This window comes from Pseudomonas sp. F-14 TE3482, from assembly GCF_053629455.1.
In genome coordinates this window covers 1,916,478-1,943,205 of record NZ_JBRJII010000001.1, presented here as the reverse complement: position 1 = coordinate 1,943,205, position 26,728 = coordinate 1,916,478, and the positions used below count along the sequence as shown (strand labels likewise).

Genomic DNA, 26,728 nt, shown 5'->3' with positions numbered 1-26,728 from the left:
ATTACTTGCGGATCGGCTTACGCGGACCTTTACGGGTACGCGCGTTAGTCTTCGTACGCTGACCGCGCACTGGAAGACCACGACGATGACGCAGACCGCGATAGCAACCGAGGTCCATCAAACGCTTGATTTTCATGTTGATTTCGCGACGCAGGTCACCTTCAGTGGTGAACTTCGCCACTTCGCCACGCAGCTGTTCAATCTGCTCGTCGCTCAGATCTTTGATCTTTGCGGCTGGGTTTACCCCAGTCACTGCACAAATTTTCTGTGCAGTAGTGCGACCAACACCATAGATGTAGGTCAGCGAGATAACAGTATGCTTGTTATCTGGAATGTTAACGCCTGCAATACGGGCCATTCAGTGGGACTCCAATTGACAGCTACCTACGCCCCGGAAGCCAAGAAATAGGGCGCGAGATAATATCGCTGTAATAACAAATAATCAACCCGGCAGCGCACTAGCTGCCGGGCTTGAAGCACAATCACACTCAGCCTTGGCGCTGTTTGTGACGCGGTTCCGCGCTGCAAATTACTCGAACAACACCTTCGCGGCGAATAATCTTGCAGTTACGGCACAGCTTTTTCACCGATGCACGAACTTTCATCACCAACTCCTCGAACCTTATGGGTACTCAGCGCAACATGCCGCTGCCGTAACCCTTCAGGTTGGCTTTCTTCATCAGGGATTCGTACTGGTGCGAAACGAGGTGCGATTGTACTTGGGACATGAAGTCCATCACAACCACGACGACGATCAGCAACGAGGTCCCGCCAAGGTAGAACGGAACGTTTGCCGCAACCACCAGGAACTGGGGCAACAGACACACGGCCGTCATATATAGAGCACCGAACAGGGTCAAACGAGTCAGAACGCCATCAATGTAGCGCGCAGACTGCTCACCTGGACGGATACCCGGAATAAAGGCACCGGACTTCTTCAGGTTTTCCGCTACGTCTTTCGGATTGAACATCAACGCCGTATAGAAGAAGCAGAAGAAAATAATCCCTGCACTAAACAGCAGAATATTCAACGGCTGACCAGGAGCGATCGACTGCGAGATGTCCTGCAGCCAGCCCATACCTTCAGACTGACCAAACCAGGTACCCAACGAAGCCGGGAACAGCAAAATGCTGCTCGCGAAAATGGCCGGAATAACACCGGCCATGTTCACCTTCAACGGCAAGTGGCTAGTCTGCGCAGCAAAGACCTTGCGGCCCTGCTGGCGCTTGGCGTAATGAACAGCAATACGACGCTGACCACGCTCAATGAACACCACGAAACCGATAATCGCTACTGCCAGCAAACCGATGGCAACCAGGGCAAAAATGTTGATATCACCCTGACGCGCAGACTCGAAAGACTGCCCGATCGCTCTCGGAAGACCGGCGACGATACCTGCGAAAATCAACATCGAGATACCGTTGCCAACACCACGCTCAGTAATCTGCTCACCCAGCCACATCATGAACATCGCACCAGCCACAAACGTGGATACCGCGACGAAATGGAAGCCAAAGTCACCAGTGAACGAAACGCCCTGCCCCGCCAGACCAATGGACATGCCAATTGCCTGAACGAGAGCGAGGACGACAGTGCCGTAGCGGGTGTACTGAGCGATCTTGCGACGCCCAGCTTCACCTTCCTTCTTCAACTGCTCCAGCTGCGGGCTGACGGCGGTCATCAGTTGCATGATGATCGATGCCGAAATGTACGGCATGATCCCCAGTGCAAAGATACTCATCCGTTCCAGCGCGCCGCCGGAAAACATGTTGAACAAGCTAAGAATGGTCCCCTCATTCTGTCGAAACAGGTCCGCGAGTCGGTCCGGGTTGATACCTGGAACCGGGATGTGTGCGCCTATTCGGTAGACGATAATCGCCAAGAATAGAAAACGCAGACGAGCCCAGAGTTCAGACATACCGCCTTTGCCGAGCGCAGAGAGAGCACCTTGCTTAGCCATTTATTCCTCGAACTTGCCGCCAGCTGCTTCGATAGCCGCACGCGCACCTTTGGTGGCGCCGATTCCCTTTCCGATGGTGACAGCGCGAGTAACTTCGCCGGACAGCATGATTTTCACACGCTGTACGTTGACGTTGATCACGTTGGCATCTTTCAGGGACTGCACGGTGACGATGTCGCCTTCCACTTTAGCCAGCTCGGACAAACGCACTTCTGCGCGATCCATGGCTTTCAGGGAAACGAAACCGAACTTCGGCAGGCGACGATGCAGCGGCTGTTGACCGCCTTCAAAGCCTGGAGCAATGGTGCCACCGGAGCGGGAGGACTGACCTTTGTGGCCACGGCCACCGGTCTTGCCCAAACCACTACCGATACCACGGCCCGGACGATGCTTTTCGCGACGGGAACCCGGCGCTGGACTCAGATCATTGAGTTTCATCGATTAACCCTCGACACGCAGCATGTAGTAAGCCTTGTTGATCATCCCGCGATTCTCGGGAGTATCAAGCACTTCTACAGTGTGACCGATGCGACGCAGACCCAGACCCTTAACGCACAGTTTGTGGTTAGGGATGCGGCCGGTCATGCTTTTGATCAGCGTAACTTTAACGGTAGCCATGATCAGAAGATCTCCTTGACGCTTTTGCCACGCTTGGCGGCAATGGATTCAGGAGACTGCATAGCTTTCAAACCTTTGAAAGTGGCGTGAACCACGTTTACCGGGTTAGTCGAGCCGTAGCACTTGGCCAGAACGTTCTGAACGCCAGCAACTTCGAGGACAGCACGCATAGCGCCGCCAGCGATGATACCGGTACCTTCAGAAGCAGGCTGCATGTACACCTTCGAAGCGCCATGGGCGGACTTCATTGCGTACTGCAGAGTGGTGCCGTTCAGATCAACTTGGATCATGTTGCGGCGAGCAGCTTCCATTGCCTTCTGGATCGCAGCAGGCACTTCACGCGACTTGCCACGGCCGAAGCCAACACGCCCTTTACCATCACCAACCACGGTCAACGCGGTGAAAGTGAAGATACGGCCGCCTTTAACGGTTTTGGCTACGCGGTTAACTTGAACCAGCTTCTCGATGTAGCCTTCGTCGCGCTTTTGGTCGTTATTTGACATAACTTAGAACTCCAGCCCAGCTTCACGAGCAGCATCAGCCAGCGCCTTGACGCGACCGTGGTACTTGAAGCCAGAGCGGTCGAAAGCCACCTGCGAGACGCCAGCGGCTTTAGCACGCGTAGCGACCAGCTGGCCAACCTTAGTGGCCGCGTCGATGTTGCCAGTGGCCCCATCACGCAGTTCTTTATCCAAAGTCGAGGCACTTGCCAGGACTTTGTTGCCGTCGGCCGAAATGACCTGGGCGTAGATGTGCTGCGACGAGCGGAACACGCAGAGACGCACGACTTCGAGTTCGTGCATTTTCAGGCGTGCTTTGCGAGCGCGACGCAGTCGAGTAACTTTTTTGTCGGTCATTTGCTATGCCCTACTTCTTCTTGGCTTCTTTACGACGGACGACTTCGTCCGCGTAGCGCACACCTTTGCCTTTGTACGGCTCTGGTGGACGGAAGTCGCGGATCTCGGCGGCCACTTGACCTACCAGCTGCTTATCGATGCCCTTGATCAGGATATCGGTCTGGCTAGGAGTCTCAGCGGTGATGCCTTCCGGCAGTTCATAATCCACTGGGTGCGAGAAGCCAAGAGCCAGGTTCAGCACTGTGCCTTTTGCTTGCGCTTTATAACCAACACCGACCAGCTGGAGCTTGCGCTCGAAGCCTTGGCTTACGCCTTGGACCATGTTGTTAACCAACGCACGAGTGGTACCAGCCATTGCGCGAGTCTGTTGATCGCCATTGCGAGCAGCAAAACGCAGCTCACCGGCTTCTTCAACGATCTCAACGGACGAATGGATGTTCAGTTCAAGAGTACCCTTGGCACCCTTCACCGAAAGCTGTTGGCCTGCGAATTTGACTTCGACACCGGCTGGCAGCTTAACGGGGTTCTTAGCGACGCGTGACATGCTTATCCCCCCTTAGAACACAGTGCAAAGAACTTCGCCGCCGACACCGGCAGCGCGCGCAGCACGATCCGTCATCACACCCTTGTTGGTGGAGACGATAGACACACCGAGACCGCCACGAACTTTTGGCAGATCATCGACGGACTTGTACTGACGCAGGCCTGGACGGCTAACGCGCTTCACTTCTTCGATGACCGGACGGCCTTCGAAGTACTTCAGCTCGATGGACAGCAGTGGTTTGATTTCGCTGCTGATCTGATAACCCGCAATGTAACCTTCGTCCTTCAGGACTTTGGCAACAGCTACCTTCAAAGTAGAAGATGGCATGCTTACGACGGACTTTTCAGCCATCTGGGCATTACGGATTCGAGTTAGCATGTCCGCTAACGGGTCCTGCATACTCATGGGCTAGACGCTCCTAATACACAAAAAATTAGCCTTGCGGCTACTACGTGTCGCCGAGTACATCCGCGCGAAAAAAGCACGGGCTCAGGCGAGCCGGGTATTCTAGACACACCCCACAAATGAATCAAGCCCCAATAGGGGCTTGATTCAAGTTCAAGGTCACCGATGGTCAGGATCTTGCGATCCCGAACACCGAGACTTTGACAGTGCTTACCAGCTGGCTTTAACCAGACCAGGTACGTCACCACGCATGGCAGCTTCACGCAGCTTGTTACGGCCGAGGCCGAACTTGCGGTAAACGCCGTGTGGACGACCGGTCAGGCGGCAGCGGTTACGCATGCGCGAAGCGCTTGCGTCACGTGGCTGCTTCTGCAGAGCTACTGTAGCTTCCCAACGCGCTTCTGGACTTGCGTTCAGATCAACGATGATAGCTTTCAGTGCTGCACGCTTTTTGGCGTACTTGGCAACCGTGAGCTGACGCTTCAGCTCGCGGTTTTTCATGCTCATCTTGGCCATTTTCCTACTCCAATCAGTTGCGGAACGGGAATTTGAAAGCGCGCAGCAGAGCGCGACCTTCATCATCGTTCTTGGCAGTGGTGGTCAGGGTAATGTCCAGACCGCGGAGAGCATCGATCTTGTCGTAGTCGATTTCCGGGAAGATGATCTGCTCTTTAACGCCCATGCTGTAGTTACCACGACCATCGAAGGACTTGGCATTCAGGCCGCGGAAGTCGCGAACCCGAGGCAGGGAGATCGACAGCAGACGATCCAGGAATTCATACATACGCTCACGGCGCAGAGTCACTTTGACGCCGATCGGCCAACCTTCACGGACTTTAAAGCCAGCGATGGATTTCCGAGCGTAAGTCACAACGACTTTCTGACCGGTGATCTTTTCCAGGTCGGCAACAGCGTGCTCGATGACTTTTTTGTCACCGACTGCTTCGCCCAGACCCATGTTCAGGGTGATTTTGGTAACGCGTGGAACTTCCATCACGTTCGAAAGCTTAAGTTCTTCCTTAAGCTTCGGTGCGATTTCCTTCCAGTAAATCTCTTTTAGTCGTGCCATGGTCTTCTACCTAGCAGTGTTCAAGCATCAACCGCTTTTTGGGTCGACTTGAAGACACGAATTTTCTTGCCGTCTTCTACTTTAAAACCAACGCGATCAGCCTTGTTGGTTTCGCCGTTGAAAATGGCAACGTTGGAAGCGTGCAGTGGCGCTTCTTTCTCGACGATACCGCCTTGTACGCCCGACATCGGGTTTGGCTTGGTATGACGCTTAACCAGGTTCAGACCACCAACGACCAGACGGTCGTCAGCGAGAACCTTAAGCACCTTACCGCGCTTACCTTTGTCTTTGCCGGCGATCACGATGATCTCGTCGTCACGACGAATCTTTTGCATGTCGGATCTCCTTACAGCACTTCTGGGGCGAGCGAGACGATCTTCATGAACTTCTCAGTACGAAGTTCACGGGTCACTGGCCCAAAGATACGGGTGCCGATCGGCTCTTGCTTGTTGTTCAGAAGAACAGCAGCGTTGCCATCAAAGCGGATAATGGAGCCATCAGCACGACGTACGCCGTGACGAGTGCGGACTACTACAGCAGTCATCACTTGGCCTTTTTTCACTTTACCGCGAGGAATTGCTTCCTTCACGGTAACTTTGATGATGTCACCGATACCAGCGTAACGACGATGGGAGCCACCCAGCACCTTGATGCACATAACACGGCGAGCGCCGCTGTTATCGGCCACATCGAGCATGGATTGAGTCTGAATCATATAATTTCTCCGACCCCTAGTCCTTAGACTTCCACAGCGCGTTCGAGAACATCAACCAGCGCCCAAGACTTGGTCTTGGCCAAAGGACGAGTTTCACGAATAGTGACTTTGTCGCCGATGTGGCACTGATTGGTTTCGTCGTGCGCGTGCAGCTTAGTCGAACGCTTAACGTATTTACCGTAGATCGGGTGCTTAACGCGACGCTCGATCAGAACGGTGATGGTTTTGTCCATCTTGTCGCTGACAACACGGCCAGTCAGCGTACGGACAGTTTTTTCGGCTTCAGCCATGATTACTTACCTGCCTGCTGGTTGAGCACAGTCTTCACGCGAGCGATGTCACGCTTAACTTGCGAGAGCAGATGAGACTGCCCCAACTGGCCAGTTGCTTTCTGCATACGCAGATTGAACTGGTCGCGCAGCAAGCCGAGCAGTTGCTCGTTCAGCTGCTGTGCGGATTTTTCACGAAGTTCATTCGCTTTCATCACATCACCGTCCGTTTAACAAAGGCGGTGGCGAGCGGCAGCTTTGCAGCAGCCAGGGCAAAAGCCTCACGCGCCAGCTCTTCAGAAACACCCTCGATTTCATACAGGACTTTGCCTGGCTGAATCTGGGCAACCCAGTACTCCACACTACCCTTACCTTTACCCATCCGAACTTCGAGTGGCTTTTTGGAAATAGGCTTGTCCGGGAATACACGGATCCAGATCTTGCCGCCACGTTTAACGTGACGGGTCAGAGCACGACGCGCTGACTCGATCTGACGAGCGGTGAGACGACCACGAGCTACAGACTTCAGCGCGAACTCGCCGAAGCTGACTTTGCTACCGCGCTGAGCCAGACCACGGTTGTGGCCTGTCATCTGCTTGCGGAACTTCGTACGCTTTGGTTGCAACATTTGGCGTACCCCTTACTTAGCAGCTTTTTTACGAGGCGCTGGTGCTTGTGGTTTCAGTTCTTCTTGGCGACCACCAATTACTTCGCCTTTGAAGATCCAAACCTTTACACCGATCACACCGTAAGTGGTGTGAGCTTCGTAGTTGGCATAGTCGATGTCGGCACGCAGGGTGTGCAGTGGCACACGACCTTCGCGATACCATTCAGTACGTGCGATTTCAGCACCGCCGAGACGACCGCTCACTTGGATTTTGATGCCTTTGGCACCAATGCGCATGGCGTTCTGAACAGCGCGCTTCATAGCGCGACGGAACATTACGCGACGCTCCAGCTGCTGAGCTACGCTCTGCGCAACCAGCATACCGTCGAGCTCCGGCTTGCGGATCTCTTCGATATTGATGTGCACAGGCACACCCATTTGCTTGGTCAGGTCCTGACGCAGTTTCTCAACATCTTCACCTTTCTTCCCGATAACGATACCTGGACGAGCGGTGTGGATGGTGATACGTGCAGTCTGAGCCGGACGATGGATATCGATACGGCTTACGGACGCGCTTTTTAGTTTGTCTTGGAGATACTCACGCACCTTCAGATCAGCGAACAAATAGTCCGCATAAGTCCGACCGTCTGCGTACCAGACGGAGGTGTGCTCCTTGACGATTCCCAGGCGAATGCCAATGGGATGTACTTTCTGACCCATCTCTTCGACTCCGTTACTTGTCAGCAACCTTGACAGTGATATGGCAAGACCGCTTGACGATGCGATCAGCACGGCCTTTGGCACGTGGCATGATTCGCTTCAGCGAACGCCCTTCGTTGACGAAAACGGTGCTGACCTTCAGGTCATCAACGTCTGCGCCTTCGTTATGCTCGGCGTTGGCTACGGCCGACTCCAGCACTTTCTTCATGATCTCGGCGGCTTTCTTACTGCTGAAAGCCAACAGGTTGAGCGCTTCGCCCACCTTCTTCCCGCGGATCTGGTCGGCGACCAAGCGGGCTTTCTGGGCGGAGATTCGAGCGCCCGACAACTTAGCGGCTACTTCCATCGTTCCTTACCCCTTAACGCTTGGCTTTCTTGTCTGCCACGTGCCCACGATATGTGCGGGTACCGGCAAACTCGCCCAGTTTGTGGCCGACCATGTCTTCGTTCACGAGAACTGGAACATGTTGACGACCGTTATGCACTGCAATGGTCAAACCGACCATTTGTGGCAGGATCATGGAACGGCGCGACCAGGTCTTAACTGGTTTGCGATCGTTCTTTTCCGCCGCCACTTCGATCTTCTTCAGTAGGTGAAGATCAATAAAAGGACCTTTTTTCAGAGAACGTGGCACTGTCGTATCCCTCTATTTACTTGCGACGACGGACGATCATTTTGTCGGTACGCTTATTACCACGAGTCTTCGCGCCCTTAGTCGGGAAGCCCCATGGCGATACCGGATGACGACCACCAGAGGTACGACCTTCACCACCACCATGTGGGTGGTCAACCGGGTTCATGGCAACACCACGAACGGTTGGGCGAACGCCACGCCAGCGTTTGGCACCAGCTTTACCCAGCGAACGCAGGCTGTGCTCGGAGTTCGAGACTTCACCCAGGGTCGCGCGGCATTCAGCCAGCACTTTACGCATCTCACCAGAACGCAGACGCAGGGTCACGTAGACACCTTCACGAGCGATCAGCTGAGCCGAAGCACCAGCGGAACGAGCGATTTGCGCGCCTTTACCTGGCTTCAATTCGATGCCGTGTACGGTGCTACCAACTGGAATGTTACGCAGTTGCAGAGCGTTGCCCGGCTTGATCGGCGCCAAAGCACCTGCGATCAGCTGGTCACCAGCACTCACGCCTTTAGGGGCGATGATGTAGCGACGCTCGCCATCTGCGTACAGCAGCAGAGCGATGTGAGCAGTACGGTTTGGATCGTATTCAATACGCTCAACAGTGGCAGAGATGCCATCTTTGTCGTTGCGACGGAAATCGACCAGACGATAATGCTGCTTATGGCCACCACCGATGTGACGAGTGGTAATACGACCATTGTTGTTACGACCACCAGTCTTCGATTTTTTCTCGAGCAGCGGTGCGTGAGGAGCGCCTTTATGCAGCTCCTGGTTGACCACCTTGACCACAAAACGGCGGCCAGGGGAAGTCGGTTTGCATTTAACGATTGCCATGATGCACCCCTTCCTTACTCAGCACTGCTGCTGAAATCGAGATCTTGGCCTGGCTGAAGGGAGATAACTGCCTTCTTCCAGTCATTACGCTTGCCCAGACCGCGAGCAGTGCGCTTGCTCTTACCCAGAACATTCAGGGTAGTAACACGCTCTACTTTCACGCTGAACAGGCTTTCGACGGCCTTCTTGATTTCCAGCTTGGTTGCGTCAGTTGCAACCTTGAAAACGAACTGGCCTTTCTTGTCAGCCAGAACCGTAGCCTTCTCGGAAACGTGCGGGCCAAGCAGAACTTTAAATACGCGTTCCTGGTTCATCCCAGCAGCTCCTCGAATTTCTTCACGGCCGACACGGTGATCAACACCTTGTCGTATGCGATCAGACTAACTGGATCGGAACCTTGCACGTCACGTACGTCAACGTGCGGCAGGTTGCGAGCAGCCAGGTACAGGTTCTGATCAACCACTTCAGACACGATCAAGACGTCAGTCAGGCCCATGCCGGTCAGTTTGTTCAGCAGATCTTTGGTCTTCGGTGCATCAACAGCGAAGTCCTGAACCACAACCAGACGATCAGTACGCACCAGCTCAGCAAGGATGGAACGCATTGCTGCGCGATACATCTTCTTGTTCAGCTTCTGGGTGTGATCCTGAGGACGAGCTGCGAAAGTGGTACCGCCGCCACGCCAGATTGGGCTACGGATAGTACCGGCACGAGCACGGCCAGTACCTTTCTGACGCCATGGGCGCTTACCGCCACCACGAACGTCGGAACGGGTCTTTTGCTGCTTGCTACCTTGACGGCCGCCGGCCATGTAGGCCACGACTGCTTGGTGAACCAGCGTCTCGTTGAATTCGCCGCCAAATGTCAGTTCGGAAACTTCGATCGCTTGAGCGTCATTTACATTTAATTGCATGTCAGCTTCCCCTTAACCGCGAGCCTTGGCTGCTGGACGTACAACCAAGTTGCCGCCAGTAGCGCCAGGAACAGCGCCCTTGACCAACAACAGATTGCGTTCAGCGTCCACGCGCACTACTTCGAGGGACTGCACGGTCACGCGCTCAGCGCCCATATGACCGGACATTTTTTTGCCCTTGAATACACGACCAGGAGTCTGGCACTGGCCGATAGAGCCTGGAACGCGGTGGGACACGGAGTTACCGTGGGTATTATCTTGCCCGCGGAAGTTCCAACGCTTGATCGTACCCTGGAAGCCTTTACCTTTGGACTGACCGGTTACATCAACCAGTTGACCAGCAGCGAAGATTTCAGCGTTGATCAGATCGCCGGCCTGGTACTCGCCTTCTTCAAGACGGAATTCCATTACGGTACGACCAGCGGCAACGTTCGCTTTAGCGAAGTGGCCAGCCTGAGCAGCTGTAACACGCGAAGCACGACGCTCGCCTACAGTGACTTGCACTGCACGATAGCCATCGGTCTCTTCAGTTTTGAACTGGGTGACGCGATTCGGCTCGATCTCAATGACCGTGACCGGAATGGAGACACCTTCTTCGGTGAAAATACGGGTCATACCGCATTTACGACCGACTACACCAATAGTCATGTTGTAAACCTCATGAGTGTACGGGGCTTTCACCCGCTATGGCCGCCCATTTCAGAGCGTTACACGACTAAGACCGAGTCTTAGCCGAGGCTGATCTGCACTTCCACACCGGCCGCAAGATCAAGCTTCATAAGTGCATCAACGGTTTTATCCGTTGGCTGAACGATGTCCAGAACGCGCTTATGAGTACGGATCTCGTACTGGTCACGCGCGTCTTTGTTGACGTGCGGGGAGACCAGAACGGTGAACCGCTCTTTACGGGTAGGCAGTGGAATTGGACCACGCACTTGAGCACCAGTACGTTTCGCGGTTTCCACGATTTCCTGGGTGGATTGGTCGATCAGGCGATGGTCAAAAGCCTTCAACCTGATACGGATTTGCTGATTTTGCATTGGATTTCAGACTCCGGCTGCTATTCCCACCGAGCGCAATACGCCCGTTAAAAGGAGGCGCAATTCTATAGACGCCCCATATAGGTGTCAACCCAATAAAAAAGCCCCCGCTAAGCGGAGGCTTTTTCAACTCATCAAAGCTAACTCAAAAAAGAGCTTACTCGATGATTTTGGCTACGACGCCAGCGCCGACGGTACGACCGCCTTCACGGATAGCGAAACGCAGACCGTCTTCCATTGCGATGGTCTTGATCAGGGTGACAACCATTTTGATGTTGTCGCCTGGCATTACCATTTCAACGCCTTCCGGCAGTTCGCAGTTACCAGTCACGTCAGTAGTACGGAAGTAGAACTGTGGACGGTAGCCTTTGAAGAACGGAGTGTGACGACCGCCTTCTTCCTTGCTCAGAACGTAGACTTCAGCTTCGAACTTGGTGTGCGGCTTAACCGAACCTGGCTTAACCAGAACCTGGCCACGCTCAACGTCGTCACGCTTGGTACCACGCAGCAGAACGCCGCAGTTCTCGCCAGCACGACCTTCGTCGAGCAGCTTACGGAACATTTCAACACCGGTGCAGGTGGTGACGGTAGTGTCACGCAGACCAACGATTTCCAGTGGATCCTGAACCTTGACGATACCGCGCTCGATACGGCCAGTTACAACAGTACCGCGACCGGAGATCGAGAATACGTCTTCGATTGGCATCAGGAACGGCTTGTCGATAACACGAACTGGATCCGGAATGTAGCTGTCCAGAGTCTCAACCAGTTTACGAACGGCAGTGGTGCCCATTTCGTTGTCGTCTTGGCCGTTCAGAGCCATCAGAGCCGAACCGATGATGATCGGAGTGTCGTCACCTGGGAAGTCGTAAGTGCTCAGCAGATCGCGCACTTCCATCTCAACCAGTTCCAGCAGCTCAGCGTCGTCAACCATGTCAGCCTTGTTCAGGAAGACAACGATGTACGGAACGCCAACCTGACGGGACAGCAGGATGTGCTCACGGGTTTGTGGCATCGGACCATCAGCGGCCGAGCAAACCAGGATAGCGCCGTCCATCTGAGCAGCACCGGTGATCATGTTCTTCACATAGTCAGCGTGACCTGGGCAGTCAACGTGAGCGTAGTGACGGATCAGCGAGTTGTATTCAACGTGCGCGGTGTTGATGGTGATACCACGAGCCTTTTCTTCCGGAGCGCTGTCGATTTTGTCGAAAGCTACAACGGCCGAACCGAAAACTTCGGAGCAGACGCGAGTCAGAGCAGCGGTCAGCGTGGTTTTACCGTGGTCGACGTGACCGATGGTGCCAACGTTGACGTGCGGGAGGGTACGGTCAAATTTTTCTTTAGCCACGACAATTAACTCCTAGCCTAAAGGGGCTGAATCAGCCTTGTTTTTTGGTAACAGTTTCGACGATATGCGACGGAGCTGTATTGTATTTTTTGAATTCCATAGAGTAGCTTGCGCGACCTTGGGACATGGAACGGACGTCGGTCGCATAACCGAACATCTCACCCAGCGGAACTTCGGCGCGAATCACTTTGCCGGAGACCGTGTCTTCCATACCCAGGATCATGCCGCGACGACGGTTAAGGTCGCCCATCACGTCACCCATATAGTCTTCAGGCGTAACAACCTCTACCGCCATGATCGGCTCAAGCAACTCACCACCGCCCTTCTGGGCCAGTTGCTTGGTTGCCATGGAAGCAGCCACTTTAAACGCCATCTCGTTGGAGTCGACGTCGTGGTAGGAACCATCAAACACGGTAGCCTTCAGGCCGATCAGCGGATAGCCGGCAACAACGCCGTTCTTCATCTGCTCTTCGATACCCTTCTGGATAGCCGGGATGTATTCCTTAGGAACCACACCACCCACTACTTCGTTCAGGAATTGCAGACCTTCCTGACCTTCGTCAGCAGGAGCAAAACGAATCCAGCAGTGACCGAACTGGCCACGACCGCCGGACTGGCGAACGAACTTGCCTTCAATCTCGCAGCTCTTCGTGATGCGCTCACGGTACGAAACTTGAGGCTTGCCGATGTTGGCTTCGACGTTGAACTCACGGCGCATCCGGTCAACCAGGATGTCCAGGTGCAACTCGCCCATGCCGGAGATGATCGTTTGACCAGTCTCTTCATCAGTCTTGACGCGGAAAGATGGATCTTCCTGAGCGAGCTTGCCCAGAGCGATACCCATTTTTTCCTGGTCGTCCTTGGTCTTAGGCTCTACGGCAACCGAAATAACCGGCTCCGGGAAGTCCATGCGAACCAGGATGATTGGCTTGTCAGCGTTGCACAAAGTTTCACCAGTGGTGACGTCCTTCATGCCGATCAAGGCCGCGATGTCACCAGCGCGCACTTCCTTGATTTCTTCACGGGCGTTTGCGTGCATTTGCACCATACGACCCACGCGCTCTTTCTTGCCTTTAACCGAGTTGATCACGCCGTCGCCGGAGGCCAACACGCCCGAGTAAACTCGAACAAAGGTCAAGGTACCCACGAATGGGTCGGTAGCGATCTTGAACGCCAGAGCCGAGAACGGCTCGCTGTCGTCTGCGTGACGCTCCATTTCCTTGGTCTCGTCATCCGGGTCAGTACCCTTGATGGCAGGAATGTCGGTAGGAGCAGGCAGGTAGTCGATCACGGCGTCGAGAACCAGGGGAACACCCTTGTTCTTGAAGGAAGAACCGCAAACAGCCAGAACGATCTCACCAGCGATAGTACGCTGACGCAGAGCGGCCTTGATTTCCGCGTTGGTGAGCTCTTCACCTTCGAGGTACTTGTTCATCAGCTCTTCGCTGGCTTCGGCCGCAGCCTCAACCATGTTGCCGCGCCACTCGTCAGCCAGTTCCTGCAACTCAGCAGGGATAGGCTTGCGAACTGGAACCATGCCTTTGTCAGCGTCATTCCAGTAAACAGCTTCCATGGACATCAGATCGATCTGACCCTGGAAGTTGTCTTCGGAACCGATGGCCAACTGGATTGGCACCGGAGTGTGACCCAGACGCTGCTTGATCTGACCGATCACGCGCAGGAAGTTCGCACCAGCACGGTCCATCTTGTTTACGTAAACAAGACGTGGAACGCCGTATTTGTTGGCTTGACGCCATACGGTTTCCGACTGAGGCTCAACACCCGAGGTGCCGCAGAACACAACGACCGCGCCGTCGAGAACACGCAGGGAACGCTCAACTTCAATAGTGAAGTCAACGTGGCCCGGGGTGTCGATGACGTTGAAGCGGTATTGGTCCTTGTGCTGCTTCTCGGAACCCTGCCAGAAGGCGGTAATGGCAGCAGAAGTAATGGTAATACCACGCTCCTGCTCCTGCACCATCCAGTCTGTGGTCGCGGCGCCGTCATGCACCTCGCCCATTTTGTGACTTTTGCCAGTGTAAAAAAGGACGCGCTCGGTGGTGGTGGTTTTACCAGCATCCACGTGAGCAACGATACCAATGTTACGGTAGCGGTTAATCGGTGTAGTACGAGCCATAAAGCCCTCGCAAAATTAGTGACGCTAAAATTAGAAGCGGTAGTGCGAGAAAGCCTTGTTGGCTTCAGCCATACGGTGCACGTCTTCACGCTTCTTAACTGCAGCACCTTTGCCTTCGGCAGCGTCCAACAGTTCGCCAGCCAAACGCAGAGCCATAGACTTCTCGCCGCGCTTACGGGCGAAGTCTACCAACCAGCGCATTGCCAGAGCGTTACGACGGGACGGACGAACTTCGACCGGAACCTGGTAAGTAGCACCGCCTACACGGCGCGACTTTACTTCGACCAGCGGAGCGATGGCGTCGAGAGCTTTCTCGAAGATTTCCAGGGGATCGCTGTTCTTGCGTTCTTTAACCTTTTCCAGCGCGCCATAAACGATACGCTCGGCAACGGCTTTCTTGCCGCTTTCCATAACGTGGTTCATGAACTTGGCCAGGATTTGGCTGCCGTATTTTGGATCGTCAAGCACTTCGCGCTTGGCTGCTACGCGTCTTCTTGGCATGGATAAGCCCTCAAACGGTCTTCAGGTTCGCTCGGAATCGGTGCCCTTTCGGGACGCCTCCGACCTTACTCTTATCGACTCAGAAAAATAGAAAATCAGTTTTTACAAAAAGCCACTACTACTTAGGCTTCTTGGTACCGTACTTCGAACGACCCTGGTTACGACCTTTAACGCCGGAAGTATCCAAAGAACCGCGTACGGTGTGGTAACGAACACCTGGCAAGTCTTTTACACGACCGCCGCGGATCAGTACCACGCTGTGCTCTTGCAGGTTGTGGCCTTCACCACCGATGTACGAGGAAACCTCGAAACCGTTGGTCAGACGCACACGGCATACTTTACGCAGTGCCGAGTTAGGTTTTTTCGGCGTGGTGGTATACACACGGGTGCATACGCCACGACGTTGCGGGCAGTTCTGCAGCGCAGGCACGTCGGATTTCTCGACGATACGCTTACGCGGCTGACGTACCAGCTGGTTGATAGTTGCCATCTACTAGCTCCACTGTTGTCTTGCGACGCTATTGTCTTGCAAGAAAAGCAAAATGGCAGGAACGAATTCCCGCCAAATTTAGGGGTACAAGAGTCTAAAGAGGATCTTGCCCCCAGTCAAGGCAAGGCCCCGACCTCCCCGCTCATCCAACCTCGACAAATTGTCTCGATTCGATGAACGGAACGGCCAGGGCCTCACGCTCATTTATCGCAGAACTCAGTTACCGCTTGAGTTCAGCGCTTCGGTCAGTGCAGCTTCCACTTCACTGGCGCTTACGCGCAACGGTTTGTCAGCATCACGGCGGCGCTTGCGCTCGCTGTGGTAAGCCAGACCGGTACCCGCCGGGATCAAACGACCCACGACTACGTTTTCTTTCAGGCCGCGCAGGTAATCGCGCTTGCCGGTTACCGCCGCTTCGGTCAGTACGCGAGTGGTTTCCTGGAAGGAAGCCGCCGAGATGAACGATTCGGTGGACAACGACGCCTTGGTGATACCCAGCAATACGCGAGTGAACTTGGAAACGAACTTCTCGTCGCCAGCCAGACGCTCGTTCTCTACCAGAACGTGAGTCAATTCCATCTGGTCGCCCTTGATGAAACTGGAATCGCCGGATTCAGCGATTTCAACTTTACGCAGCATCTGACGCAGGATGGTCTCGATGTGCTTATCGTTGATCTTCACGCCTTGCAGACGATAAACGTCCTGGATCTCGTTCACGATGTACTTGGCCAGCGCACTCACACCCAGCAGACGCAGGATGTCGTGTGGGTCGCTCGGGCCGTCGGAGATAACTTCGCCGCGGTTTACCTGTTCGCCTTCGAAGACGTTCAGGTGACGCCACTTCGGAATCAGCTCTTCGTACGGATCGCTACCGTCGTTCGGGGTGATAACCAGACGGCGCTTGCCTTTGGTTTCTTTACCGAACGCGATGGTGCCGCTGACTTCAGCCAGAATCGAGGCTTCTTTCGGACGACGGGCTTCGAACAAGTCGGCAACACGCGGCAGACCACCGGTGATGTCACGGGTTTTCGAAGTCTCTTGCGGAATACGAGCGATAACATCACCGATCGCGATTTTCGCGCCGTCCGCTACGCCGACCAGGGCGTTAGCAGGCAGAAAGTACTGAGCAATTACGTCGGTACCCGGCAGCAAGAGATCCTTGCCGTTGTCATCAACCATCTTCACAGCAGGACGGATATCTTTACCGGCAGCTGGACGGTCTTTGGCGTCGAGTACTTCAATGTTGGTCATACCCGTCAATTCGTCAGTCTGACGCTTGATCGTGATGCCTTCTTCCATGCCCACGTAGGTCACGGTACCTTTCATTTCGGTAACGATTGGGTGAGTGTGCGGATCCCACTTGGCCACGATTGCGCCAGCGTCGACCTTGTCACCTTCTTTAACCGAAATCACAGCACCGTACGGCAGCTTGTAACGCTCGCGCTCACGACCGAAGTCATCAGCGATCGCCAACTCACCGGAACGGGACACAGCAACCAGGCAACCATCCACTCGCTCAACGTGCTTCAGGTTATGCAGACGGACGGTACCGCCATTCTTCACCTGAACGCTGTCGGCTGCGGAGGTCCGGCTTGCCGCACCACCGATGTGGAACGTACGCATGGTCAGCTGGGTACCCGGCTCACCGATGGACTGGGCAGCGATAACGCCGACCGCTTCACCGATGTTCACCTGGTGACCACGAGCCAAGTCACGACCGTAGCACTTGGCGCAAATGCCATAGCGGGTTTCGCAGCTGATCGGCGAACGCACGATCACTTCGTCGATGCTGTTCAGCTCGATGAACTCGACCCACTTCTCGTCTACCAGCGTGCCGGCAGGAACGATGATTTCTTCGGTACCTGGCTTGAAAACGTCACGGGCAATAACACGACCCAATACGCGCTCACCCAGCGGCTCAACAACGTCACCGCCTTCAATGTGCGGAGTCATTACCAGGCCATGTTCGGTGCCGCAATCGATCTCGGTCACAACCAGATCTTGCGCCACGTCTACCAGACGACGAGTCAGGTAACCGGAGTTCGCAGTTTTCAACGCGGTATCCGCCAAACCTTTACGAGCACCGTGAGTGGAGATGAAGTACTGAAGTACGCTCAAACCTTCACGGAAGTTCGCAGTAATCGGCGTTTCGATGATGGAACCGTCCGGCTTGGCCATCAGGCCACGCATACCGGCGAGCTGACGGATCTGCGCAGCAGAACCCCGTGCGCCCGAGTCGGCCATCATGTACATCGAGTTGAAAGACTCTTGATCGACTTCGACGCCATGACGGTCGATGACTTTCTCTTTCGAGAGGTTGGCCATCATCGCCTTGGAAACTTCGTCGTTCGCCTTGGACCAAAGGTCGATCACTTTGTTGTACTTCTCGCCCTGGGTTACCAGGCCGGAGGCGTACTGACTTTCGATCTCTTTCACTTCGTCGGTAGCTGCACCGATGATGCGGGCTTTTTCATCCGGGATAACGAAGTCGTTAACACCGATGGAAACGCCGGAAATGGTCGAATAAGCAAAACCGGTGTACATCAACTGGTCAGCGAAGATAACGGTCTCTTTCAAACCAACCACGCGGTAGCACTGGTTGATCAGCTTGGAGATCGCCTTTTTCTTCATCGGCTGGTTGACGACGTCGTACGACAGGCCTGGTGGAACAACCTGGAACAACAGCGCACGACCGACAGTGGTGTCGACGATACGGGTGTTCTTTACGCTGCCACCATCACGATCGTTGACGGTTTCGTTGATCCGCACTTTGACTTTAGCGTGCAGTGCGGCTTCGCCGGCACGGAACACACGGTCAACTTCTTGCAGATCCGCGAACACACGACCTTCGCCCTTGGCGTTGATCGCTTCACGAGTCATGTAGTACAGACCCAATACAACGTCCTGCGACGGAACGATGATTGGCTCACCGTTGGCTGGCGACAGAATGTTGTTGGTCGACATCATCAACGCACGCGCTTCCAACTGGGCTTCCAGCGTCAGCGGTACGTGCACGGCCATTTGGTCGCCGTCGAAGTCGGCGTTGTACGCAGCACAGACCAGAGGGTGCAGCTGGATAGCCTTACCTTCGATCAGTACCGGTTCAAACGCCTGGATACCCAGACGGTGAAGGGTCGGTGCACGGTTGAGGAGAACCGGGTGTTCGCGAATCACTTCAGCGAGAACGTCCCAAACCTCTGGCAGCTCACGCTCGACCATCTTCTTGGCAGCTTTGATGGTGGTAGCAAGACCACGCATTTCCAGCTTGCCGAAAATGAACGGCTTGAACAGCTCGAGAGCCATCTTCTTCGGCAGACCGCACTGGTGCAGACGAAGGGTCGGACCTACGGTAATTACCGAACGACCGGAGTAGTCAACACGCTTACCGAGCAAGTTCTGACGGAAACGACCCTGCTTACCCTTGATCATGTCAGCCAGGGATTTCAGAGGACGCTTGTTGGAACCAGTGATAGCGCGGCCACGACGACCGTTGTCGAGCAGTGCATCGACGGCTTCCTGCAACATACGCTTTTCGTTGCGCACGATGATGTCCGGAGCGGACAGATCGAGCAGACGCTTCAAGCGGTTGTTACGGTTGATCACTCGACGATACAGATCGTTGAGGTCGGAAGTCGCGAAGCGACCGCCATCCAGCGGGACCAGTGGACGCAGATCTGGCGGCAGAACCGGCAGAACGGTCAGCACCATCCACTCTGGCAGGTTGCCGGAACCCTGGAAGGCTTCCATCAACTTCAGACGCTTGGACAGCTTCTTGATCTTGGTTTCGGAGTTGGTTTGCGGAATTTCTTCACGCAGGCGACCAATCTCGTGCTCCAGGTCGATAGCGTGCAGCAGTTCACGGACAGCTTCGGCACCCATGCGGGCATCGAAATCGTCGCCGAACTCTTCCAGCGCTTCGAAGTACTGCTCGTCGTTGAGCAGCTGACCCTTTTCAAGGGTGGTCATGCCCGGATCGATAACGACATAGCTCTCGAAGTAGAGAACACGTTCGATATCACGCAGGGTCATGTCCATCAGCAAGCCGATACGGGACGGCAGCGATTTCAGGAACCAGATGTGGGCAACTGGCGAGGCCAGTTCGATGTGCGCCATGCGCTCACGACGAACTTTTGCCAGCGCGACTTCAACGCCGCACTTCTCGCAGATCACACCACGGTGCTTCAAGCGCTTGTACTTACCGCACAGGCACTCGTAATCCTTTACCGGGCCAAAGATCTTGGCGCAGAACAGGCCGTCACGCTCAGGTTTGAACGTACGGTAGTTGATGGTTTCCGGCTTTTTAACTTCACCGAACGACCACGAACGGATCATCTCAGGCGATGCCAATCCAATACGGATGGCGTCGAACTCTTCGACTTGACCCTGGTTTTTCAGCAAATTCAGTAGGTCTTTCAAGGCCTTTCCTCCTGGCGGAGCAGAGAGCGGGCAATCCTGCCCCGCTCTCGATTCGCGTCACGTGTTATTCGGTTTCCAGATCGATATCGATGCCGAGGGAACGAATTTCTTTGATCAACACGTTGAAGGACTCGGGCATGCCCGGCTCCATACGGTGATCGCCGTCCACGATGTTTTTGTACATCTTGGTCCGACCGTTCACATCGTCCGACTTCACTGTGAGCATTTCTTGCAGAGTGTAAGCAGCACCGTATGCTTCCAGTGCCCAGACCTCCATCTCCCCGAAACGCTGACCACCGAACTGTGCCTTACCACCCAGCGGCTGCTGGGTAACCAGGCTGTACGAACCGGTAGAACGAGCGTGCATCTTGTCGTCTACCAAGTGGTTCAGCTTCAGCATGTACATGTAGCCAACAGTAACCGGGCGCTCGAACTTGTTGCCGGTACGGCCGTCGGTCAGCTGCATCTGGCCGCTTTCTGGCAGGTCTGCCAGTTTCAGCATGGCCTTGATTTCGCTTTCCTTGGCGCCGTCGAACACTGGAGTGGCCATTGGTACGCCGCCACGCAGGTTCTTCGCCAGATCCAGGATTTCCTGGTCGGAGAAGCTATCCAGATCTTCGTTACGACCGCCGATCTGGTTGTAGATCTCGTCCAGGAAGGTGCGAAGCTCAGCAACTTTACGCTGCTCTTCTACCATCCGGTTGATCTTCTCGCCCAGACCTTTGGCCGCAAGGCCCAGGTGGGTTTCAAGGATCTGACCAACGTTCATACGCGAAGGCACGCCCAACGGGTTGAGGACGACGTCGACCGGGGTGCCATTGGCATCGTGCGGCATGTCTTCAACCGGCATGATCACGGAGACCACACCCTTGTTACCGTGACGACCGGCCATCTTGTCGCCCGGCTGGATGCGACGACGGATTGCCAGGTAAACCTTGACGATTTTCAGCACGCCTGGAGCCAGGTCATCGCCCTGCTGCAGTTTGCGCTTCTTGTCTTCGAACTTGTCGTCCAGCAGACGGCGGCGATCAACGATGTAGGCCTGAGCCTTCTCGAGCTGCTCGTTCAGAGCATCTTCAGCCATGCGCAGTTTGAACCACTGACCATGCTCAAGACCGTCGAGAACTTCGTCGGTGATTTCCTGACCTTTCTTCAGACCGGCGCCGCCTTCGGCTTTGTGGCCGACCAGAGCGGAACGCAGACGTTCGAAAGTGGCGCCTTCAACAATACGGAACTCTTCGTTCAGATCCTTACGGATCTCGTCGAGTTGAGTCTTCTCGATCGACAGCGCACGAGCATCACGCTCAACGCCGTCACGGGTGAAGACCTGTACGTCGATGACAGTACCTTTGGTGCCGGTAGGCACACGCAGGGAAGTGTCTTTAACGTCGCTGGCTTTTTCACCGAAGATGGCACGCAGCAGTTTTTCTTCCGGAGTCAGCTGGGTCTCGCCTTTCGGAGTGACCTTACCAACCAGGATGTCGCCTGCGCCAACTTCAGCACCTACGTAAACGATACCGGCTTCGTCCAGTTTGTTCAGTGCAGCTTCACCCACGTTCGGGATGTCTGCAGTGATTTCCTCTGGCCCAAGCTTGGTGTCACGCGCCACACAGGTCAGTTCCTGAATGTGGATCGTGGTGAAACGGTCTTCCTGAACAACACGCTCGGACAGGCAGATGGAGTCTTCGAAGTTGAAGCCGTTCCATGCCATGAACGCGATACGCATGTTCTGACCCAGAGCCAGTTCACCCATATCGGTGGACGGACCGTCGGCCATGATGTCGCTGCGCTGAACCCGATCACCCTTACTCACCAGCGGACGCTGGTTGATGCAGGTGTTCTGGTTGGAGCGGGTGTACTTGGTCAGGTTGTAGATGTCGACACCAGCTTCGCCGGTTTCAACTTCATCATCAGCAACACGAACCACAATACGGCTGGCGTCGACGGAATCGATCACGCCGCCACGACGAGCCACGACGCAAACGCCGGAGTCACGGGCTACGTTACGCTCCATGCCGGTACCGACCAGCGGCTTGTCAGCGCGCAGGGTTGGTACAGCTTGACGCTGCATGTTCGAACCCATCAACGCACGGTTGGCGTCGTCGTGCTCGAGGAACGGGATCAGCGACGCTGCAACCGAAACTACCTGCTTCGGCGATACGTCCATCAAGGTGACGTCTTCCGGCGCCTTGACGGTGAACTCGTTCAAGTGACGAACAGCTACCAGCTCGTCGATCAGTACTTTCTTGTCGTTCATCGTGGCCGAAGCCTGAGCGATCACGTGATCAGCTTCTTCGATGGCGGACAGGAACACGATCTCGTCGGTGACCAGAGCGTCTTTCACCACACGGTACGGGCTCTCGAGGAAGCCGTACTGGTTGGTGCGCGCATAGGCAGCCAAGGAGTTGATCAGACCGATGTTCGGACCTTCCGGCGTTTCAATCGGGCATACACGACCGTAGTGAGTCGGGTGTACGTCACGCACTTCAAAGCCAGCACGCTCACGAGTCAAACCGCCAGGGCCGAGTGCAGAAACACGACGCTTGTGGGTGATCTCGGACAGCGGGTTGTTCTGGTCCATGAACTGGGAAAGCTGGCTGGAACCGAAGAACTCTTTCACCGCCGCAGCCACTGGCTTGGCGTTGATCAGGTCTTGCGGCATCAGGCCTTCGCTTTCAGCCATCGACAGACGCTCTTTGACCGCACGCTCAACACGTACCAGGCCAACGCGGAACTGGTTCTCGGCCATTTCGCCTACGCAGCGAACACGACGGTTACCCAGGTGGTCGATGTCATCGACGATGCCTTTACCGTTACGGATGTCGACCAGAGTCTTCAGTACCGCGACGATGTCTTCCTTGCACAACACGCCCGAACCTTCGATCTCGGTACGACCGATACGACGGTTGAACTTCATCCGGCCGACCGCAGACAGGTCATAGCGCTCAGGGCTGAAGAACAGGTTGTTGAACAGGGTCTCGGCAGCGTCTTTGGTTGGCGGCTCGCCAGGACGCATCATGCGATAGATCTCGACCAGCGCTTCCAATTGGTTGCTGGTGGAGTCGATCTTCAGAGTGTCGGAGACGAACGGACCGCAGTCGATATCGTTGGTGTACAGAGTTTCGATGCGAACAACCTGAGCCTTGGCGATTTTCGCCAGGATTTCGGTGTTCAGCTCGGTGTTGCACTCTGCCAGGATTTCGCCGGTTGCCGGATGCACGATGACCTTGGCGGTAGTGCGACCCAGTACGTAGTCCAGAGGCACCTGCAGCTCTTTGATCCCTGCTTTTTCCAGCTGGTTGATGTGGCGAGCAGTGATACGACGACCTTGCTCGACAATAACCTTGCCTTTGTCATCCAGGATATCCAGGACAGCAATTTCACCACGCAGGCGCTGAGGCACCAGTTCCAGGCTGAGGTTTTCACCTTGCACGTGGAAGACGTTGGTGGTGTAGAACGCGTCCAGCACTTCTTCAGTGGTATAGCCCAGCGCGCGCAGCAGTACCGATGCAGGCAGCTTGCGACGACGGTCGATACGCACGAACACGCAGTCTTTCGGGTCGAACTCGAAGTCCAGCCACGAACCGCGGTAAGGAATGATGCGCGCGGAGTACAGCAGTTTGCCGGAGCTGTGCGTCTTGCCACGGTCGTGGTCGAAGAACACGCCCGGGGAACGGTGCAGCTGGGAAACGATTACACGCTCGGTACCGTTGATTACGAAGGTACCGTTTTCAGTCATCAGGGGGATTTCACCCATGTAGACTTCTTGCTCTTTGATGTCCTTGATCGCTTTGTTCGACGATTCTTTGTCGAAAATGATCAGGCGCACTTTTACCCGCAAAGGTACGGCGTAAGTTACACCGCGCAATACGCATTCTTTGACATCAAATGCCGGTTCGCCCAGGCGATAACCGACGTACTCCAGCGCAGCATTGCCGGAGTAGCTGATGATCGGGAAAACGGATTTGAAGGCCGCATGCAGGCCCACGTCGCGGAACTGATCTTTAGTCGCTCCCGCTTGCAAGAATTCACGATACGAATCCAGCTGGATGGCCAGGAGGTACGGCACATCCATGACGTCCGGCAACTTGCTAAAGTCCTTGCGGATACGTTTTTTCTCAGTATATGAGTAAGCCATCAGCGTTCCCCAGCTTGGTCACCTGCTTGTTTGGCCCCTCCCGACGGGAGCAGCCAGAAAATCGTGCAAACCCCATGGTTTGCGCCACCGCATCGGGTGGTTACAGCTCGTTATCAGCACCGACCCAGTCGGCTGCCAATAACGGAAAAAGGCCGGTGGCAAGAGCCACCAGCCATCAGCCTTTCGCTTAACGCTCGGGCTGGAGGTGCAAAGTCGATGCTTACTTCAGCTCGACTTTAGCGCCTGCTTCTTCCAGAGTTGCTTTGGCTTTGTCAGCTGCGTCTTTCGAAACAGCTTCCAGAACCATGGCAGGAGCGCCGTCAACTACAGCCTTGGCTTCTTTCAGGCCCAGACCGGTCAGTTCACGTACTGCCTTGATCACGTTAACTTTCTTCTCGCCAGCTTCGGTCAGCATGACGTTGAATTCAGTTTGTTCTTCAACAACGGCAGCAACAGCAGCTGGACCAGCGGAAGCAGCGGCAGCGGAAACGCCGAACTTCTCTTCCATGGCCTTGATCAGCTCAACGATTTCCAGAACGGATTTTTCGCCGATTGCTTCGATGATTTGGTCGTTAGTCAGAGACATGACTATAAATTCCTGTATTGGGGTGACAGCCTACGCGGCCATCGAAATAAACAATAAACGCTGAAAGGAGTCGCTCAGCCTTAGGCTGCGGCAGCTTCTTTCTGGTCGCGAAGGGCCGCCAGAGTACGAGCCAATTTGCTGGTTGCGCCTTGAATCACGCTCATCAGCTGAGAAATTGCTTCGTCACGGGTCGGCAGACTTGCCAGTACGTCGATCTGATTAGCTGCGAGGAACTTGCCCTCGAACGCAGCTGCCTTGATCTCGAACTTATCCTGACCTTTTGCGAATTCTTTGAAAATACGAGCAGCAGCGCCCGGATGTTCTTTCGAAAATGCAATCAAGGTCGGGCCGGTGAACACGTCGTTGAGCACGTCATATTGAGTGCCAGCAACGGCGCGCTTGAGCAGGGTGTTACGTACAACACGTACGTAAACGCCAGCTTCACGAGCCTCTTTACGGAGTCCGGTCATAGCGCCAACTGTCACGCCGCGGGCATCAGCCACAACAGCAGACAGGGCAACATTGGCAGCCTCGTTGACTTCAGCGACGATGGCCTTCTTGTCTTCGAGTTTAATTGCCACGGGTTTAACTCCTGCTTGTTACCGTTTCATCCAACCGAAGCCGGATGTCGTTTTGGTGTCTGATTCGGTAAGGAACCGGGAGCACCATCTGCGTAGGCTTGAGGTTTAAGACTTGCGTCGCCTACGGTCTTGGATAGCCCCCGCCAGGCAGGGACCCCAATCTTTCAATTGGCGCAATCGCTTGCGCCAACCTGTGTCTTACGCGTCGAGCGAGCCTTGGTCGATGACCAGACCTGGACCCATGGTGGTGCTCAGGGTAACGCGCTTGACGTAAATACCTTTCGAGGAAGCTGGCTTGATACGCTTCAGATCAGCGATCAGGGCTTCAACGTTTTCCTTCAGCTTGACGGCATCGAAGCCGACTTTGCCAACGGAGGTGTGGATGATGCCGTTTTTGTCGGTGCGATAACGAACCTGACCAGCCTTGGCGTTTTTAACCGCGGTAGCTACGTCTGGAGTTACAGTGCCGACTTTAGGGTTAGGCATCAGGCCGCGTGGGCCCAGGATCTGACCCAACTGACCAACAACGCGCATGGCATCCGGGGATGCGATAACTACGTCATAGTTCAGGTCGCCGCCTTTCATTTCGGCAGCCAGGTCGTCCATACCTACACGGTCAGCGCCGGCAGCCAGAGCAGCCTCGGCAGCTGGACCCTGGGTGAACACAGCAACGCGAACAGTCTTGCCAGTGCCGTGTGGCAGCACGGTAGCGCTACGAACGACCTGGTCGGATTTACGCGGGTCAACACCCAGGTTCACAGCAACGTCGAACGACTCGCTGAACTTGACAGTCGACAGCTCAGCCAGCAAAGCAGCAGCGTCTACAAAGTTGTAGGACTTGCCTGCTTCGATTTTGCCGGCGATAGCCTTTTGACGCTTGGTCAACTTAGCCATTACACACCCTCCACGTTAAGGCCCATGCTACGAGCAGAACCGGCGATAGTACGCACGGCTGCTTCCATATCAGCTGCAGTCAGATCCGCGTTTTTGGTTTTCGCGATTTCTTCCAGCTGAGCACGGGTCACGGTGCCAACCTTAACGGTGTTCGGACGAGCGGAACCGCTAGTCAGACCGGCAGCCTTCTTCAGCAGAACCGAAGCAGGTGTGGATTTGGTTTCAAAAGTGAAGCTACGGTCGCTGTAGACAGTGATGATCACTGGAGTCGGCAGACCTGGCTCAATACCCTGAGTACGGGCGTTGAAAGCCTTGCAGAATTCCATGATGTTCACGCCGTGCTGACCCAGAGCAGGACCAACAGGTGGACTTGGGTTAGCCTGAGCGGCCTTCACTTGCAGCTTGATGTAAGCGGTAATCTTCTTGGCCATGAGGCACTC

General features: G+C 55.0%; 34 protein-coding genes. All 34 read right to left on the bottom strand.

Translation table 11 applies throughout. From position 1 onward, the window contains the following. Position 1: 1 nt before the first annotated feature. Entirely contained in the window at positions 2-358 is a 357-nt protein-coding gene (rpsM, locus tag AB7M26_RS08710) for a 30S ribosomal protein S13 (RefSeq protein ID WP_003186020.1), read from the bottom strand. 130 nt (positions 359-488) lie between these two features. Next, positions 489-605, bottom strand: coding sequence for a 50S ribosomal protein L36 (rpmJ, locus tag AB7M26_RS08705; protein WP_002555468.1), 117 nt, complete (start codon positions 603-605; stop codon positions 489-491). Positions 606-632: 27 nt separating this feature from the next. After that, positions 633-1,961 (bottom strand): preprotein translocase subunit SecY, encoded by a 1,329-nt coding sequence (gene secY, locus AB7M26_RS08700; RefSeq protein ID WP_008073883.1) that lies wholly within the window; start codon positions 1,959-1,961, stop codon positions 633-635. After that, complete coding sequence (gene rplO / locus AB7M26_RS08695) at positions 1,962-2,399, bottom strand: 50S ribosomal protein L15 (RefSeq protein WP_007896782.1); 438 nt, start codon at positions 2,397-2,399, stop codon at positions 1,962-1,964. It abuts the gene before it with no gap. A gap of 3 nt (positions 2,400-2,402) precedes the next feature. Next, a complete protein-coding gene (gene rpmD, locus AB7M26_RS08690; protein WP_003186033.1) occupies positions 2,403-2,579 on the bottom strand; it encodes a 50S ribosomal protein L30 in 177 nt (58 codons plus the stop codon). A 2-nt stretch (positions 2,580-2,581) separates the two neighbouring features. Continuing rightward, positions 2,582-3,082, bottom strand: coding sequence for a 30S ribosomal protein S5 (rpsE, locus tag AB7M26_RS08685; RefSeq protein WP_003186035.1), 501 nt, complete (start codon positions 3,080-3,082; stop codon positions 2,582-2,584). A gap of 3 nt (positions 3,083-3,085) precedes the next feature. Continuing rightward, the gene (gene rplR, locus AB7M26_RS08680; RefSeq protein ID WP_003186037.1) at positions 3,086-3,436 is read right to left on the bottom strand and encodes a 50S ribosomal protein L18; all 351 of its coding nucleotides are present in this window, start codon (positions 3,434-3,436) and stop codon (positions 3,086-3,088) included. Between the two features lie 10 nt (positions 3,437-3,446). Beyond that, positions 3,447-3,980: a 50S ribosomal protein L6 gene (rplF, locus tag AB7M26_RS08675; RefSeq protein ID WP_003176412.1), complete on the bottom strand. Its 534-nt coding sequence runs from the start codon at positions 3,978-3,980 to the stop codon at positions 3,447-3,449. A gap of 12 nt (positions 3,981-3,992) precedes the next feature. Next, a complete protein-coding gene (gene rpsH / locus AB7M26_RS08670; protein ID WP_003186040.1) occupies positions 3,993-4,385 on the bottom strand; it encodes a 30S ribosomal protein S8 in 393 nt (130 codons plus the stop codon). Between the two features lie 210 nt (positions 4,386-4,595). Beyond that, positions 4,596-4,901: a 30S ribosomal protein S14 gene (gene rpsN / locus AB7M26_RS08665; protein ID WP_003176414.1), complete on the bottom strand. Its 306-nt coding sequence runs from the start codon at positions 4,899-4,901 to the stop codon at positions 4,596-4,598. 13 nt (positions 4,902-4,914) lie between these two features. After that, a complete protein-coding gene (gene rplE / locus AB7M26_RS08660) occupies positions 4,915-5,454 on the bottom strand; it encodes a 50S ribosomal protein L5 (RefSeq protein WP_003176415.1) in 540 nt (179 codons plus the stop codon). A gap of 20 nt (positions 5,455-5,474) precedes the next feature. Continuing rightward, positions 5,475-5,789: a 50S ribosomal protein L24 gene (gene rplX / locus AB7M26_RS08655; RefSeq protein ID WP_007896770.1), complete on the bottom strand. Its 315-nt coding sequence runs from the start codon at positions 5,787-5,789 to the stop codon at positions 5,475-5,477. 11 nt (positions 5,790-5,800) lie between these two features. Beyond that, positions 5,801-6,169 carry a 50S ribosomal protein L14 gene (gene rplN / locus AB7M26_RS08650; protein ID WP_002555479.1) on the bottom strand — a complete coding sequence of 123 codons (369 nt, stop codon included), beginning with the start codon at positions 6,167-6,169 and terminating at the stop codon, positions 5,801-5,803. 23 nt (positions 6,170-6,192) lie between these two features. Next, complete coding sequence (rpsQ, locus tag AB7M26_RS08645; RefSeq protein ID WP_003176419.1) at positions 6,193-6,459, bottom strand: 30S ribosomal protein S17; 267 nt, start codon at positions 6,457-6,459, stop codon at positions 6,193-6,195. A 2-nt stretch (positions 6,460-6,461) separates the two neighbouring features. Continuing rightward, the gene (gene rpmC, locus AB7M26_RS08640) at positions 6,462-6,653 is read right to left on the bottom strand and encodes a 50S ribosomal protein L29 (protein WP_002555481.1); all 192 of its coding nucleotides are present in this window, start codon (positions 6,651-6,653) and stop codon (positions 6,462-6,464) included. Beyond that, positions 6,653-7,066 (bottom strand): 50S ribosomal protein L16, encoded by a 414-nt coding sequence (gene rplP / locus AB7M26_RS08635; protein ID WP_007896757.1) that lies wholly within the window; start codon positions 7,064-7,066, stop codon positions 6,653-6,655. Before rplP ends, rpmC begins: the two co-directional genes overlap by 1 nt. A gap of 12 nt (positions 7,067-7,078) precedes the next feature. Beyond that, the gene (gene rpsC, locus AB7M26_RS08630; RefSeq protein ID WP_003176422.1) at positions 7,079-7,765 is read right to left on the bottom strand and encodes a 30S ribosomal protein S3; all 687 of its coding nucleotides are present in this window, start codon (positions 7,763-7,765) and stop codon (positions 7,079-7,081) included. 13 nt (positions 7,766-7,778) lie between these two features. Further along, the gene (gene rplV / locus AB7M26_RS08625; RefSeq protein WP_003103908.1) at positions 7,779-8,111 is read right to left on the bottom strand and encodes a 50S ribosomal protein L22; all 333 of its coding nucleotides are present in this window, start codon (positions 8,109-8,111) and stop codon (positions 7,779-7,781) included. 13 nt (positions 8,112-8,124) lie between these two features. Beyond that, on the bottom strand, positions 8,125-8,400 hold the full coding sequence (gene rpsS / locus AB7M26_RS08620) for a 30S ribosomal protein S19 (RefSeq protein WP_002555486.1): 276 nt from the start codon (positions 8,398-8,400) through the stop codon (positions 8,125-8,127). Between the two features lie 16 nt (positions 8,401-8,416). Then, positions 8,417-9,241, bottom strand: coding sequence for a 50S ribosomal protein L2 (gene rplB, locus AB7M26_RS08615; protein WP_003176423.1), 825 nt, complete (start codon positions 9,239-9,241; stop codon positions 8,417-8,419). Between the two features lie 14 nt (positions 9,242-9,255). Then, complete coding sequence (gene rplW / locus AB7M26_RS08610) at positions 9,256-9,555, bottom strand: 50S ribosomal protein L23 (RefSeq protein ID WP_002555488.1); 300 nt, start codon at positions 9,553-9,555, stop codon at positions 9,256-9,258. Next, positions 9,552-10,154: a 50S ribosomal protein L4 gene (gene rplD / locus AB7M26_RS08605; protein ID WP_007896707.1), complete on the bottom strand. Its 603-nt coding sequence runs from the start codon at positions 10,152-10,154 to the stop codon at positions 9,552-9,554. Before rplD ends, rplW begins: the two co-directional genes overlap by 4 nt. A 12-nt stretch (positions 10,155-10,166) precedes the next feature. Then, a complete protein-coding gene (rplC, locus tag AB7M26_RS08600; protein ID WP_003186059.1) occupies positions 10,167-10,802 on the bottom strand; it encodes a 50S ribosomal protein L3 in 636 nt (211 codons plus the stop codon). 80 nt (positions 10,803-10,882) lie between these two features. Further along, on the bottom strand, positions 10,883-11,194 hold the full coding sequence (rpsJ, locus tag AB7M26_RS08595; RefSeq protein ID WP_003186070.1) for a 30S ribosomal protein S10: 312 nt from the start codon (positions 11,192-11,194) through the stop codon (positions 10,883-10,885). Between the two features lie 157 nt (positions 11,195-11,351). Beyond that, the gene (gene tuf / locus AB7M26_RS08590) at positions 11,352-12,545 is read right to left on the bottom strand and encodes an elongation factor Tu (protein WP_007896660.1); all 1,194 of its coding nucleotides are present in this window, start codon (positions 12,543-12,545) and stop codon (positions 11,352-11,354) included. A 31-nt stretch (positions 12,546-12,576) separates the two neighbouring features. Next, complete coding sequence (gene fusA / locus AB7M26_RS08585) at positions 12,577-14,682, bottom strand: elongation factor G (RefSeq protein ID WP_007896659.1); 2,106 nt, start codon at positions 14,680-14,682, stop codon at positions 12,577-12,579. Between the two features lie 30 nt (positions 14,683-14,712). Beyond that, a complete protein-coding gene (gene rpsG, locus AB7M26_RS08580) occupies positions 14,713-15,183 on the bottom strand; it encodes a 30S ribosomal protein S7 (protein WP_002555493.1) in 471 nt (156 codons plus the stop codon). A gap of 118 nt (positions 15,184-15,301) precedes the next feature. Beyond that, on the bottom strand, positions 15,302-15,673 hold the full coding sequence (gene rpsL / locus AB7M26_RS08575) for a 30S ribosomal protein S12 (RefSeq protein ID WP_002555494.1): 372 nt from the start codon (positions 15,671-15,673) through the stop codon (positions 15,302-15,304). Positions 15,674-15,889: 216 nt separating this feature from the next. Next, positions 15,890-20,089 carry a DNA-directed RNA polymerase subunit beta' gene (gene rpoC / locus AB7M26_RS08570; RefSeq protein WP_007896632.1) on the bottom strand — a complete coding sequence of 1,400 codons (4,200 nt, stop codon included), beginning with the start codon at positions 20,087-20,089 and terminating at the stop codon, positions 15,890-15,892. A gap of 64 nt (positions 20,090-20,153) precedes the next feature. Continuing rightward, entirely contained in the window at positions 20,154-24,227 is a 4,074-nt protein-coding gene (rpoB, locus tag AB7M26_RS08565) for a DNA-directed RNA polymerase subunit beta (RefSeq protein ID WP_007896631.1), read from the bottom strand. Positions 24,228-24,447: 220 nt separating this feature from the next. Continuing rightward, positions 24,448-24,813: a 50S ribosomal protein L7/L12 gene (gene rplL, locus AB7M26_RS08560; RefSeq protein ID WP_008073881.1), complete on the bottom strand. Its 366-nt coding sequence runs from the start codon at positions 24,811-24,813 to the stop codon at positions 24,448-24,450. A gap of 80 nt (positions 24,814-24,893) precedes the next feature. Then, a complete protein-coding gene (gene rplJ / locus AB7M26_RS08555; RefSeq protein ID WP_007896629.1) occupies positions 24,894-25,394 on the bottom strand; it encodes a 50S ribosomal protein L10 in 501 nt (166 codons plus the stop codon). 198 nt (positions 25,395-25,592) lie between these two features. Beyond that, positions 25,593-26,288: a 50S ribosomal protein L1 gene (gene rplA / locus AB7M26_RS08550; RefSeq protein ID WP_007896626.1), complete on the bottom strand. Its 696-nt coding sequence runs from the start codon at positions 26,286-26,288 to the stop codon at positions 25,593-25,595. Next, positions 26,288-26,719 (bottom strand): 50S ribosomal protein L11, encoded by a 432-nt coding sequence (gene rplK, locus AB7M26_RS08545; protein WP_008008888.1) that lies wholly within the window; start codon positions 26,717-26,719, stop codon positions 26,288-26,290. Before rplK ends, rplA begins: the two co-directional genes overlap by 1 nt. Positions 26,720-26,728: the final 9 nt, after the last annotated feature.